Raw genomic sequence first — 12,304 nt, forward strand, 5'->3', positions numbered from 1 at the left:
CCCGGCCTGTGAGGTACGGCGGTGTCGGCGCGCGCGGCGTCCGCGAGTACGCCGAGGTCGGTGGTGCGGCGACGGTTACAGCTGGAGGGTGCGTTGGGATTCGGTGAGGACGGCTGGGGAGGCGAGGGACTGCCAGCGGGGGATCTGTTCTTGGAGGAACGGGCGGAGCTTGGGGGCCAGGGCGGGGGCGTGGTCCAGAACGTCGAGTTCGTTGACGATCGTGAGGTCGACGAAGTCGCGGAGGTCCGCGGTGCTGAGCTCCTCCGACGTACCGGTGAAGCGGTCGGTGACCGTGTGGTGTTCGGCGAGGTCGCGCCAGGTGGTCTCGCGTTCGCAGGCGCCGTAGCGGTAGACGATCAGCTCCGCCTCGGTGCCGATGACGGACTCCAGCACCGGGCGCTCGGTCTGCCAGTCGAACAGGTGGGTCGGGAAACCATCGGTTCCGTACGCCGCGTGCGCGAGGCCGGCCAGGGCGAGCGTGTCGGAGGCGCCGAGGGAGGTGAGGCGCTTGGCGACGCGGTGGAGGTGGACGTACAGACTCCCGCCCGCGTGCTCGAGCTCGTCCGCGCCGCGTACCAGCAGCAGCGATCCCATGTCCTGGAAAGTACTCATCTGACCCCTTCGGTTCGGAGCGGTCAGGGCCCGGTGGGATCGGCCCAGAAAAACACGGTAAGGCTTAGGTCATCGCCACGCCCAGCGATCCGGCGCGGCGGGTTCATCACATTTCCACCGGTATGTCACCCGTGGTAATAGCCGGCGGGTTATGTCTGGGGTGCGGGGTTGGGGTCGGCCACGCACCCCGGGGCGTGGCGAGACGCTCGGCCGGGGTGCGTGTGGTTTGGGGCCCCGCAGGGGGTTAGTCCTCGAGGTCGGCGAGGGCTTTGCGGGCTGCCTCCAGCTCGGCTTCGAGAGCGGCGACCTTGGCGGCTTGCTGCTCGCGGGCGGCCTCGATGACCTCGTCGATGGGGGTGGAGAGGTCCTCGTGCAGTTCCTTCGCGGCGCGGGAGACGGCGGCGGCTGCGACGGCCAGGCCGCGGGCCAGGTAAGTACTGCCCTGCTTGAGCTCGGCGTGCCATTCGCCGTCGGCGGTGCCGGTGACGGTGAGGGTCAGCTCCAGGGTCTTGGTCTTCTTGGCGGCCGCCTTCTTGGCGGGAGCCTTCTTGGGCTTGTCCTCGACCGGAGCGTCCGGAGCCGGCGTGCTCTCGGGGGTTGCGCTGTCGACAGATGGGACCAAGGCGTCGGGAGTGTCGGCGTCGGTCGACGGCGCTTCTGCTGCCAGAGTGTCTACAGTCATCGTTGCGGCGATCTCCTTCGGAACATCGCCCGCCGTGAGCGGGCTGGCGCTGAGAGTTTATTAGAACACACGTTCGACTCCCAGCCAAACCGGCCCGCGAACGCCAGCCGAACCGCCCAGCTCAGCGGCCCTTCACGCCGAGTAGCTTCACCAGGAATCGGTCGATCTGATCCTGCAGCGGCGGAAGATCGGCCTCCGGCTCGTTGATCCGGATCGACACCGCGCCATGCACCGCCGCGCGCAGATCGAACGCGACCGCGGCGGCGTCGTCGGCCGGCGCGAGGCCGGCGTCCATGCAGCGCTGTACGGCGGCGACCGCACGCGTGGCCAGCTCCTCCTTGAAGGCCAGGTGCATGCGCCGATTCAGCGTGCTCTCGTGCAGCACCTTGTAGAGCCCTGAGTACTCCCGGACCCACGTCCCGAGGAACAGCAGCCGCGCCCGTAGCTGCTCGACCGGATCGTCGCCACCGCTCGCTTCGGCCTGGTCGAGGTCGCGGATGAGGTCCGCGGTGCACTGCTCGAGCGCGGCGAACACGAGCTCGTCGCGGTCGGCGAAGTGGATGTAGACCGAGGTCGCCGCGATCCCGACCTCGCGGGCGACGGCGCGCAGCGAGAGAGCCTCGTCGTCGCCGAGCTCGTTCAGCATCCGCAGCGCGGCGTCCACGATGTCGCGCCGTAGCAGCTCCCCCTGGCCCCGGCGATTCCGGTTGCGGGTCGGCGAAGCGGTCGGCGTGGTCGCGTCCATGAAGTCGATTGTATTGCGACGAGCGTTGCCCTACAGTCGTAGCACTACAGCTGTTCACTTAGGGAAACGGACCCATGACCACCGCCCTCGAACGCAACAAGCAGACCGTGCTCGACTTCTACGAGGTCGGTCTCAACCAGAAGAACTTCCCGGCCGCCGCAGCTCTCCTCGGCGACCGCTACCGGCAGCACAACCCGCGGATCGCGGACGGGATCGACGGCTTCGAGGCGTTCCTCGGGACGCTGCGCCAGGACTTTCCCGAGCTCCGCGCCGAGGTCAAGCAGATCTTCGCCGACGGCGAGTACGTGGTCGCCCACGTGTACGGCGTCCGCGTCCCAGGCCAACCGGGTACGGCGATCGTCGATATCTTCCGCCTCGACACCGACGGGAAGATCGTCGAGCACTGGGACGTCATGCAAGCGATCCCCGACGAGTCCGCCAACTCGAACGGGATGTTCTAGCCATGGCCGACATCACCAGGTCAGAGGCGGCTGAAGAGACGCAGCAGGTGCCGGACGTGCGGCGATGGTGGGCGTTAGCAGCCGTCGCGACGGCGCAGCTGATGATCGGCATCGACCTGACCATCATGAACATCGCCCTGCCGTCCGTGCAGCGATCACTCGGGCTCGCGGACTCCACCCGCCAGTGGGTGATCACCCTCTTCGCCCTCGGGTACGGCGGCCTCCTGCTGCTCGGCGGCCGGATGAGCGACCTGATCGGGCGTCGGCGCGCTCTCCTCATCGGCCTGACCGGCTTCGCGGCGGCCTCGGCCCTCGGCGGTGCCGCAACCGGTCCGGCCATGCTGCTCACCGGCCGTGCTCTGCAAGGAGTCTTCGGTGCGCTCCTCACGCCCGCCGTACTGGCGACCCTTGCCGCGTCCTTCCCGCTGCCTGCCGAGCGTGGGAAGGCGTTCGGCATCTATGGCACCGCAATGGGAAGTGCGTCCGGTCTAGGTGTCCTGATCGGCGGCGTGCTGACCGACTACCTCGACTGGCGCTGGTGCATGTACGTCAATCTCCCCGTCGCTGCGTTGGCGGCAGGCGGGGTCCTGTACGCCGTCCGGCCGGTGCAGAGAGCGGGTGGGGTGCGCGTCGACATCGCAGGCGCATTGCTCGCGACCACCGGTCTGATGGGACTGGTGTTCGGCTTCGCCAGAGCGGAGCCGGATGGCTGGAGTGCGCCCGCAACCTGGCTGCCTCTGGGGGCCGGAGTCCTGTTGCTCATAGCGTTTGTCGCAGTCCAGTCGCGAGCCAAGGCGCCTCTGCTGCCACTGCGGGTCGTCCTCAACCGCAGGCGCGGTGGGTCGTACCTGGCCGTGTTCAGCCTGGCGATCGGCATGTTCGCCGCATTGTTCTTCCTGACGTTCTACCTACAGAACATCCGGCATTACTCACCGGTGCGAGCCGGCCTGGCCTTCTTGCCGCTCACCGTGGGGCTGATGGTTGGAGTCCGCGCAGTGAGCCCATTGTTGGCCAAAGCAGCAGTGCGCTCACTTATTTGCCCAGGGCTGATCACCATCGCAGCAGGACTGACGCTGCTGGGGTTCCTCAAGGCAGACAGCAGCTATTGGCTGCATGTCATGCCGGTGTTCCTGCTGGTCGGACTGGGTACGGGCTGGGTGCTGGTTACGGCGAACAGCACCGCCACCCTCGGCGCCGGCCCCGACAGTGCGGTGGCCGGCGCCATGGTGATGACGTCTCAGCAGGTTGGCGCGTCACTCGGTACGGCGCTGCTCAGCACAGTCGCCGGGACCATAGCCGCCCACTCCGACGCCGTACACGGATTCACCGTGGCAAGCCTCGGAGCGGCCGGCTTCCTGTGCCTCGCGGCAGTCGCGGTCTACTGGGTCGTTTCGGAGCGGTCGCCGGACCACTCCAGGTGGAAGGTGCCCTCACGGTCGACCCGCTTGTAGGTGTGCGCACCGAACAGGTCCCGCAGGCCCTGGATCAGCGCGGCCGGCAAGCGCTCGGCCCGTAGTCCGTCGTAGTACGACAGGGCCGCTGAGAAGCCAGGAGCAGGTACGCCCACCTGCGCCGCCGTCGCGACCACCCGTCGCCAGGCCTCCTGCCCGTTGGCGACCGCTTCCTTGAAGTAGTCGTCCACCAGCAGCGAGGGTAGCGACGGGTTCCGGTCGTACGCCTCCTTGATGCGGTCCAGGAACCGCGCCCGGATGATGCAGCCGCCGCGCCAGATGGTCGCCATCGCGCCCAGGTCGATGTCCCAGTCGTACTCCTCGCTGGCCGCCCGGATGGCGTCGAAGCCCTGCGCGTACGCGACCAGCTTCGACGAGTACAGCGCGTGCCGTACGTCGTCGATGAACGCGTCCCGGTCGACGTCCGCCTTGGTCTCGGCCGGCCCCGGGAGTACGCCGGCTGCCGCGGAGCGCCGTACGACGTCACCCGACAGCGACCGTGCGAAGACGGCCTCGGCCATACCGCTCACCGGGATGCCGAGGTCGAGCGCGGACTGGACGGTCCACCGGCCGGTGCCCTTCTGTTCGGCCTGGTCCAGTACGACGTCCACGAACGCGCCACCGGTGGTCGGGTCGGTCTGGCTGAGCACCTGGGCGGTGATCTCGATCAGGAACGACTCGAGGTCGCCGGTGTTCCACTCCAGGAACACGTCCGCCAGTTCGGCCGGGGACAGCCCGAGCACGTGCCGGAGCAGGTCGTAGGCCTCGGCGATCAGCTGCATGTCGGCGTACTCGATGCCGTTGTGCAGCATCTTGACGAAGTGCCCCGCGCCGTCCGGCCCGACGTGCACACAGCACGGCTCGCCGTTCACGTGCGCGGAGATCTTGGTCAGCATCGGCTCGAGCGCCGCGTACGACTCCGGCGATCCGCCCGGCATGATGCTCGGGCCGTTCAGCGCGCCCTCCTCGCCGCCGGACACGCCGCTGCCGACGAAGTGCAGACCCTGCTCGCGGAGCGCGGCCTCGCGGCGCCGGGTGTCCAGGAAGTGCGCGTTGCCGGCGTCGACGACGATGTCGCCCTCGTCGAGCAGCGGCACCAGTTCGTCGATGACCGCGTCGGTCGGCGCGCCGGCCTTGACCATGATGATGATCCTGCGCGGCAGCTCGAGCGACTCGACGAAGCCGGCCAGGTCGGTGGACGGGACGAAGTCGCCCTCGGAGCCGAACTCCTCGACCAGCGAGTCGGTGCGCGCCTGGGAGCGGTTGTGCAGGGCGACACGGAACCCGTTGCGCGCGAGGTTCCGGGCCAGGTTGCGACCCATCACCGCGAGGCCGGTGACGCCGATCTGGGCTTTGGCAGAACTCATCGAATCTCCCGCAGTCTCAAGTTGTGTGCGCACCCAGTCTGCGTCCATCGACCAGCGCCAGGTCCAGCGGGTGCCACCTCGTGGACAGCAAAGTCGTCGCCGCCGACCTCTTCTCAACCACGGTGAATCGATGGCAGACATCTCAGAAATCGATTTCCCGTGACGTCGGAAAGGCCGCCCCGTGCTCCGTCGTGCCGTTGCCCTACTTGTCTGTTCGTCGCTCGTGCTCACCGTCCGGTCTCGGCGTCAGGCAGCACAGCCGCGGGAAACGACAACGGACCGGTCGGGTGGGAGGTGTATCGCAACCTCGACCGGCTGCCCGAGCTGCAGACCGGCGTACGGACCAAACAGTTCTCCAGCTTCGGCCGCGACGGCACCAATAACGACGGGTTCGACGGCAAGTACCCCTGCCTGCGTACGACGGACGCCGGGTGTGTGATCGCGGATGACTCCGGCCCGGGCGAGGTCGCGTCGGTCTGGTTCACCCGCGACGAAGGCAACGTCACCAAGACCGCGCCGTTCAGCTACCCGCTGGTCGCCAACGGGGTGCAGACCAGCGGCGGTGTCTACATCCGCGTCCCGATGCCGTACCGCTCCTCGATGCGCATCACCACGCAGAGCAATCCGTACTTCTACCACGTCGACTGCCGCCAGTTCCCGGACGCGAACGGCGTGAGCACGTTCGACCCGAGTGACAAGGCCGAGGATGTCATCGCCCTCCTCAAGGCCGCCGGCACGAAGGATCCCAAGCCTGCGCAGCCGAACAGCAAGACCACCGCGACCTCGCTGAACCTTGCCCCCGGCAAGCAGCTGACGCTGGCCGACACGGCCGGCCCGGGTGAGCTCAGCGCACTGCGCCTCAAGCCCGCTCCCACCCGGTTCGTACGACGGCGGCAGTTGGCGGCTCGGATTCTCGGGCACCGAGCGGGACGTGGCCTTCGCGGAGAACCTGGCCGCCGGTCTGAACTAATGTCGGTGCCGTGACCACGCTGACCCTGCATCCTCGTCGTACGGCGCTCGTCCTGATCGATCTGATGCCGCGGATCATCGCGCTGGACACGGCGCCGCTGGCCGGGCCGGAGGTGCTGGCGCGCAGCGTCGCGCTCGCGAACGCGACCCGGTCGGTCGGCGGGCTGGTCGTGAACGTCCGGGTCGAGCGGCCGGGGGTCGAGGTCCAGCCCGAGGGGAGCGGATTCGCGCCGGAGATCGCCCCGCGGCCGGGCGACCTGGAGATCGTCAAGCGATCGGTCGGCGCGTTCGGCCGATCGCCCCTCGATCCGGAGCTGCAGGCTCGGGGGATCGGGACCCTGGTGCTGGCCGGCATCGCGACCAACTTCGGCGTCGAGTCCACCGGCCGCGGCGCGGACGACCTCGGCTACGAGACCGTCTACGTCACGGACGCGATGACCGGCCTCGACCAGGACGCCCACGACTTCGCGGTGTCGTACGTCTTCCCGCGCTTCGGCACCCTCTGCACCGGGACGGAGTACATCGCGGCCCTCAGCGCGTCCGCCTGAATCGAGACAGTGCGCTCAGACGGCGAGGCGGCCGCCGTCGATGGGCAGCGTGGTGCCGTGGATGAGGGCAGCCTCGTCGGAGGCGAGGAAGACGATGCCGGCGGCGACCTCGGCCGGAGTACCGACCCGCCGCAGTGGCGTCGTACCGGCCAGGCCGTCCAGGTTGTCGCCGAGTACGGCGGTGCCCTCGGTCCGGGTCGGGCCGGGGCTGACCGCGTTCACCCGCACCCCGGCCGGGCCGAACTCGGCCGCCCACGACTTCGTCAGCAACTGCAGTGCCGCCTTGCTCGAGCCGTACAGCGCTATCCCGCCATGGTCGGCGTCCTGACCGAGGTGCAGTGCGTCGGCGGGTGTCCGCTCGGATCACTGGCCAGCGACCTCGCCGAGAGCGACCCGGTCGCCCGGGTTCAGCTCGCCAATGCGTTCGGCAGTTGGGAGGAACTGATCCGCGACGGCCTCGTCAGCATGCAGAAGCGCGGCGAGCTGAGCGAATCGGCCGACCCCGGCGAGCTCGCGGTCGCGATGCTGGCCGCGGTCCAGGGCGGCCTGCTGCTGAGCCAGGTACGACGCGATCCCGCGCCACTGCGGACGGCGGTCGACACGATGATCGCCCACCTCCACACCTTGACCAAGAGCTAGGCGAACAGGCCCGCGTTCTCGCGCACCCAGTCCTCCAGCGTCCGGGGCGCGCGCCCGGTGACCTGGGCGACGGTGCCGTTGACCGACGTCTCGTCGATGGTGCCGTCACCGAAGAAGCCCTCGATCGCGCTCGCGTACTGCGGCGGCATCGAGGCATGCAGCGCGTCGTGAGTCTCCGAACGGCTCATCGGGTACGCCGTCAACGCCCGGCCGATGCCCGCGCCGAGAATCGCGACCTGTTCGAGCGGTGTGAGGGCGACCGGACCGGTGAGCCGGAGAACCTCGCCATCGTGCCCATCCTGGAACGCACGCACCGCGACGTCCGCGATATCGCGCGGATGAATCGTGGACACCGGCACCTCGGGGAACTGCACCCGGATGACGTCCCCCGCGCGTACCTGGTCGAGCCACCGCAGCGTGTTGGACATGAAGGAGTTCGGCCGCAGGAACGTCCACTCCAGCCCGGACGCCTGCACCGCTTCCTCGGCCGCGTGGTGATAGGCGGCGACCGCGTTCGAGATGTCGGCGCTGTCGAGTGAGCTGCTGGACAACAGCACGACCTTCCGTACGCCGGCCCGCACCGCATTCCCCAGGAGTTCCTCGACCCGGTCGTACCCGCTGAGCAGAAAGATCCCGGTCACCCCGGCCAACGCATCGACGAACGAGTCCGGCTGGTTCAGGTCGCCGTACACAGGCTCGATGCCATCCGGCAGGGCAGTTTCCGACCGGATCACAGCGCGGCCCGCAAGACCCTGCGCCGCCAGTGATTGCACCACCGCGCCACCCGCGTTGCCCGTCGCGCCCGTGACCAGGATCATCTGCGCCCCCTCCTCGGATCTGAGCGCACAGCCTGCCACACGCCGAGAGTCATGAACCGGATCGAGTGCTGATCCGTAGAGGAGGGCAAGGAGAGGGGACCATGATGACCGGCACCGACACCGCGTGGGTCGCTCCAGCGAACGCGGACCAGTTGAAGGCGTGGGACACCACGGAAGGCGTGTTCTGGGCGGAGCAGGCGGAACTGTTCGAGCACAGCCTGGAGCGGTACGACGACTGGCTGCTGCGAGCGGCCGCGATCCGTGAGGGTGACCGGGTCCTCGATGTCGGCTGCGGTACCGGCAGTACGACGCGCGCCGCGGCCTGGCTGACCGGATCGGGTACGGCGCTCGGCGTCGACCTGTCCTCACCGATGCTCGCGGTCGCGGCCGATCGGGCCCGGGACACCGGAGCCGGGAACGCGACGTACCTCCAGGCCGACGCCCAGGTGCACCCGTTCCAGTCGGAGTCCTTCGACGTACTGCTCAGCCGCACCGGCTGCACGTTCTTCGGCGACCCGGTCGCCGCCTTCACCAACCTCGCGCGAGCGACGAAGCCCGGCGGACGCCTCGCCCTCCTGGTCTGGCAGCCGCCGAGCCAGAACCCGTGGTTCACCGAGCTCACCACCGCGCTCGCAGCCGGCCGAACGCTGCCCACACCGCCCCCGGAAGCCCCGAGCCCGTTCGCCCTCGCCGACCCGGCACGGGTCGCCGACATCCTCACCACAGCAGGCTTCGCCACCCCGGAATGCGAGGCTCTCAAGGAGCCCATGTACTGGGGTCCGGATGTACCAACCGCCCTCCACTTCACCCTGGGCGTGCTGGGCTGGCTGCTCGACGACCTCGACGCCGACGCCCGGACCCGGGCGCTGACCAATCTGCGCAGGACTCTCGTCGCGCACTACACCTGGGACGACGGCGTCACATTCCCGTCAGCGGCCTGGCTGGTCACCTCCCGCAAACTCGCGTAGGGCTGCTCGCAGTTCTGATCCGGTGCCAGGTGCGGGCACCCGACTTGATCACTACGTCGGTGCTCAGGTCCACGGTTCCCGCGGGGTCGTCCGTACGGACGCCGTTGATGGTGACGGCGCCCTGGCGGATCAGCCGGCGGAGCTCTGAGTTGCTGTCGCTCGGTCGGGCGGCGCGCAGCAGGTCCAGGGTTGTCGCGGTCGCGGCGGGCACGACGACCTCCGGGATGTCCTCGGGTTGGGACCGCTCGGAGAACGTTCGCTTGAACGCGTCCAGCTCGGCCTTCGCCGTACCCGCGCCGTGGTAGCGCGTCACCACCGCCGCGGCCAGCCGGAGCTTCGCGTCCCGTGCCTGCGGACCGCCGTGCGCGGCGGCGGACTCGAACGCGGCGACCGTGTCCAGGGGCAACTCGGTGTAGACGCGGGCGTAGGGCTCGACCAGCGAGTCGGGGATGCTCATGAGCTTGCCGAACTTGTCCCGTGGGCTGTCGGTCAGGCCGATGTAGTTGTTCAGCGACTTCGACTGCTTCGCGCGGCCGTCGATACCTGGGGTGATCGTCGTCGTGATCACCACCTGCGGCGGTGCGCCGAGCCGCTGCTGGAAGTGCCGCCCGAGTTGCTCGTTGAACAGCTGGTCCGACCCCACGATGGTGAGATCGCTGCACATCGCGAAGCTGTCGTAGCCCTGCAGCACTGGGTACACCAGCTCGTGGACGGCGATCTCGCGCCCGGCCGCGACCCGGTCCCGGAACATGTCCCGGCTCATCAACTGGGCCTGCGTGACCTGGGCGAACAGACCCAACAGCTCCGCCGCGCGCATCCCGTCGTACCACTCCGAGTTCCGCCGTACCTCGAATACCGCGGGATCCGTCCGCAGCACGAGTGACACCTGCTCGAGGAACGACGCCGCGTTCGCGTCGATCTCCTCCGGCGTCAGCACCGGCCGGGTCTCGGAGCGGCCGGTCGGGTCGCCGACTCGCGTGGTCAGGTCGCCGAGCAGGAACACGACCTGATGACCGAGGTCCTGCAGTTGCCGCATCATCCATAGGTTGACCGCGTGCCCGAGATGGAGGTCGGGTGCGGTGCAATCGACGCCGTACTTGATCCGCAGCGGCCGTCCGGATGCCAGCCGATCGCGCAGATCGTCCGCGCCGATGATGGAGTCGGTGGTACGTCGTAATCGGTCGATGACCGTGTTCACAGGGTTTCCTCTCGAGACGAGGCACCCTCGCGATCGACAGCGCCTCCGGGCAACAAAAAGACACAGGAACCGGGGGTTCCTGTGTCGGAGGCTCTGGGCGGAGCGAGGTGCGGGGACTACCGAATGCCGGCTCCTCCCAGAGCCGGTCGATACGCCACGCGTCGCTTGATCACCAGGTCACAGTAGCAGCGCCGAGCCGGACGAGGTATTGGGTTAACTCCAGCCGCTGCTGGAACAAGTCCGCCAGTTCCGGTGTCACCGGTTCGGCCAATCGCCCGACCGGCAGCGACAGCAACGCACTCCGCAGCAGCAGCGACCCGTCCAGTCCGGCCCGTACGTCGTCCGCCGCAACGGATCCGAATCCCTCGGCGACGAGCCCGGCGTGATACCGGTCGATGACGAGCTCCCGCAGTACGGCGAACTCCTCGACGCCGAGCGTTCCCTGGTGGGCCCGGCCGATCAGCAGCTGGCCGAGGTCGTCGCCGGCGGCAACCATTCCGCTGGGGGACCAGTCGACGGCGACGATGCTCTTGCCCTGCAGGAGCAGGTTTTGCGGGCACGCGTCGCCGTGACTGAGGACCTGCGGCCGGTCTGCGAGTTCGTCGAGGAGCGTGGGGATGTACGCGGCCAGGTCGATGAGACCACGGCGTACGTCGTCCGCCCCGGCGAGCAAGGGATGCGTCCAGGTCGCCTCGTCGAGCAGTGGCGGCAAGATGAGCGGGCGGACGAGTCCGTCGACCATCGCTCGCGTCAGGCGTTCCGGCGTACGGTCGACCGGTGCGGGGAGCGCGTCGTTCTTGGTCAGCCGGGCGTTGAGCCGGCCGAGGAGTTCGGCGGCGTCGCCGTACCGGTCGTGATCCCACGGGGAGTCGGTCGTCTCGACGTCTTCGAGGACCAGGATGACGTGATCCGGGTCCGGCTCCTGGACGTCGTACAGGGTGGGGAGACGGAGGCCGGCCGGGAGCGAGGAGGCCAGGCCGTCGAGGTAGACGTCGGCCTCGTAACGCCAGAGATCGGTGTCGAGGGCCAGGCTGCGGAACTCGTCGGGGAGCAGGGGGAGCACCTCCCAGTCGCGGTACGAGCGCAGCACCTTCACGAACCGCCCGTGACCGCGGTACAGACCGGCGGTTGTGGGCGAGCTCACGTCGTACGGCACCGGCTCGAGGCTGCTGAAATCCATACCACCGTTCTACGGACGACGGGCGCGGCCTACATCGGTAGGAATTGCCTATTCCGACTAGGCTCCGGAGTGTGACGAAGGAACGAGTTGTGCTGCTGGATGACGGTGGCCGGGCGATCGGGACCGAGGCCAAGGCGACGGTTCATCACGCGGCGACGCCGTTGCATCTGGCGTTCTCCGGGTACGTGGTCGATGCGGCCGGGCGGGTGCTGCTGACCCAGCGCGCCGCGGACAAGCCGACCTGGCCGGGCGTCTGGACCAACAGTTGCTGTGGGCATCCACTTCCGGACGAGCCGGTCCACGACGCGGTCCTGCGGCGGCTCGCCGACGAGCTCGGGATCGTCACGGACAGTGCCGAGCTGGTGCTGCCGGAGTTCCGGTACCGCGCCGAGATGCCGACCGGCGTGGTGGAGAACGAGCTGTGTCCGGTCTACCGGGTCCGCTGGACCGGCGAGCCCACGCTCAATCCCGCGGAGGTGGCGTCGTACCGCTGGGTCGACTGGGCTGCCGTGCGTGACGTCCCGGGTCTGTCCCCGTGGTGCCTCCTGCAACTCGACGAGCTCGACCGGCTAGGTCCGACGCCCGCGGACTGGCCGCTCGCGGACCCGGCGCTGCTGCCTCCGGCCGCCCGGCTATAGCTCTGCTCGAGCAGATCCGCGTGCAGTG

Annotated in this window: 15 protein-coding genes; 7 read left to right on the forward strand and 8 right to left on the reverse strand. The window is 68.8% G+C overall.

Annotated elements, in window-relative coordinates; all coding sequences use genetic code 11:
* Nucleotides 1–75: 75 nt before the first annotated feature.
* The 3 genes from AB0E63_RS00325 to AB0E63_RS00335 form a co-directional block, all read right to left on the reverse strand.
* Nucleotides 76–612 (reverse strand): DUF6817 domain-containing protein, encoded by a 537-nt coding sequence (locus AB0E63_RS00325; RefSeq protein WP_360358999.1) that lies wholly within the window; start codon nucleotides 610–612, stop codon nucleotides 76–78.
* A 244-nt stretch (nucleotides 613–856) separates the two neighbouring features.
* Nucleotides 857–1,294 carry a DUF6319 family protein gene (locus AB0E63_RS00330; RefSeq protein WP_360359001.1) on the reverse strand — a complete coding sequence of 146 codons (438 nt, stop codon included), beginning with the start codon at nucleotides 1,292–1,294 and terminating at the stop codon, nucleotides 857–859.
* A gap of 121 nt (nucleotides 1,295–1,415) precedes the next feature.
* Nucleotides 1,416–2,039: a TetR/AcrR family transcriptional regulator gene (locus AB0E63_RS00335; protein WP_360359003.1), complete on the reverse strand. Its 624-nt coding sequence runs from the start codon at nucleotides 2,037–2,039 to the stop codon at nucleotides 1,416–1,418.
* Between the two features lie 74 nt (nucleotides 2,040–2,113).
* On the opposite strand from AB0E63_RS00335, the gene AB0E63_RS00340 reads away from it, so the two are divergent.
* Complete coding sequence (locus AB0E63_RS00340; RefSeq protein ID WP_360359005.1) at nucleotides 2,114–2,500, forward strand: nuclear transport factor 2 family protein; 387 nt, start codon at nucleotides 2,114–2,116, stop codon at nucleotides 2,498–2,500.
* A 2-nt stretch (nucleotides 2,501–2,502) separates the two neighbouring features.
* A complete protein-coding gene (locus AB0E63_RS00345; RefSeq protein WP_360359007.1) occupies nucleotides 2,503–3,951 on the forward strand; it encodes an MFS transporter in 1,449 nt (482 codons plus the stop codon).
* On the opposite strand, the gene gndA is transcribed toward AB0E63_RS00345, so the two are convergent.
* Nucleotides 3,879–5,318 carry an NADP-dependent phosphogluconate dehydrogenase gene (gene gndA / locus AB0E63_RS00350; protein WP_360359009.1) on the reverse strand — a complete coding sequence of 480 codons (1,440 nt, stop codon included), beginning with the start codon at nucleotides 5,316–5,318 and terminating at the stop codon, nucleotides 3,879–3,881. The two genes, AB0E63_RS00345 and gndA, sit on opposite strands and share 73 nt — an antisense overlap.
* A 294-nt stretch (nucleotides 5,319–5,612) precedes the next feature.
* Between gndA and AB0E63_RS00355 the strand changes: the two genes are divergently transcribed.
* Both AB0E63_RS00355 and AB0E63_RS00360 read left to right on the forward strand, forming a co-directional pair.
* The gene (locus AB0E63_RS00355; protein WP_360359011.1) at nucleotides 5,613–6,302 is read left to right on the forward strand and encodes a hypothetical protein; all 690 of its coding nucleotides are present in this window, start codon (nucleotides 5,613–5,615) and stop codon (nucleotides 6,300–6,302) included.
* Nucleotides 6,299–6,835, forward strand: a complete 537-nt coding sequence (locus AB0E63_RS00360) for an isochorismatase family protein (RefSeq protein WP_360359013.1) — start codon at nucleotides 6,299–6,301, stop codon at nucleotides 6,833–6,835. The genes AB0E63_RS00355 and AB0E63_RS00360 overlap by 4 nt, the downstream gene beginning before the upstream one ends.
* Nucleotides 6,836–6,850: 15 nt before the next feature.
* Here AB0E63_RS00360 and AB0E63_RS00365 read toward each other — a convergent pair whose 3' ends face one another.
* Nucleotides 6,851–7,174, reverse strand: a complete 324-nt coding sequence (locus AB0E63_RS00365; protein ID WP_360359624.1) for an SDR family oxidoreductase — start codon at nucleotides 7,172–7,174, stop codon at nucleotides 6,851–6,853.
* Between AB0E63_RS00365 and AB0E63_RS00370 the strand changes: the two genes are divergently transcribed.
* Nucleotides 7,148–7,474, forward strand: coding sequence for a TetR family transcriptional regulator C-terminal domain-containing protein (locus AB0E63_RS00370; protein WP_360359015.1), 327 nt, complete (start codon nucleotides 7,148–7,150; stop codon nucleotides 7,472–7,474). The genes AB0E63_RS00365 and AB0E63_RS00370 overlap by 27 nt on opposite strands.
* Here AB0E63_RS00370 and AB0E63_RS00375 read toward each other — a convergent pair.
* On the reverse strand, nucleotides 7,471–8,292 hold the full coding sequence (locus tag AB0E63_RS00375) for an NAD(P)H-binding protein (protein WP_360359017.1): 822 nt from the start codon (nucleotides 8,290–8,292) through the stop codon (nucleotides 7,471–7,473). The two genes, AB0E63_RS00370 and AB0E63_RS00375, sit on opposite strands and share 4 nt — an antisense overlap.
* A 101-nt stretch (nucleotides 8,293–8,393) precedes the next feature.
* On the opposite strand from AB0E63_RS00375, the gene AB0E63_RS00380 reads away from it, so the two are divergent.
* The gene (locus AB0E63_RS00380; protein ID WP_360359019.1) at nucleotides 8,394–9,260 is read left to right on the forward strand and encodes a methyltransferase domain-containing protein; all 867 of its coding nucleotides are present in this window, start codon (nucleotides 8,394–8,396) and stop codon (nucleotides 9,258–9,260) included.
* On the opposite strand, the gene tyrS is transcribed toward AB0E63_RS00380, so the two are convergent.
* Entirely contained in the window at nucleotides 9,238–10,458 is a 1,221-nt protein-coding gene (tyrS, locus tag AB0E63_RS00385) for a tyrosine--tRNA ligase (RefSeq protein ID WP_360359021.1), read from the reverse strand. The genes AB0E63_RS00380 and tyrS overlap by 23 nt on opposite strands.
* Nucleotides 10,459–10,627: 169 nt before the next feature.
* Nucleotides 10,628–11,638 (reverse strand): phosphotransferase, encoded by a 1,011-nt coding sequence (locus tag AB0E63_RS00390; protein WP_360359022.1) that lies wholly within the window; start codon nucleotides 11,636–11,638, stop codon nucleotides 10,628–10,630.
* Nucleotides 11,639–11,709: 71 nt separating this feature from the next.
* On the opposite strand from AB0E63_RS00390, the gene idi reads away from it, so the two are divergent.
* Entirely contained in the window at nucleotides 11,710–12,276 is a 567-nt protein-coding gene (gene idi, locus AB0E63_RS00395; RefSeq protein WP_360359024.1) for an isopentenyl-diphosphate Delta-isomerase, read from the forward strand.
* The last annotated feature ends 28 nt before the right edge of the window (nucleotides 12,277–12,304 follow it).

This window comes from Kribbella sp. NPDC026596 (assembly GCF_040638415.1).
Taxonomy (GTDB): Bacteria; Actinomycetota; Actinomycetes; order Propionibacteriales; family Kribbellaceae; genus Kribbella.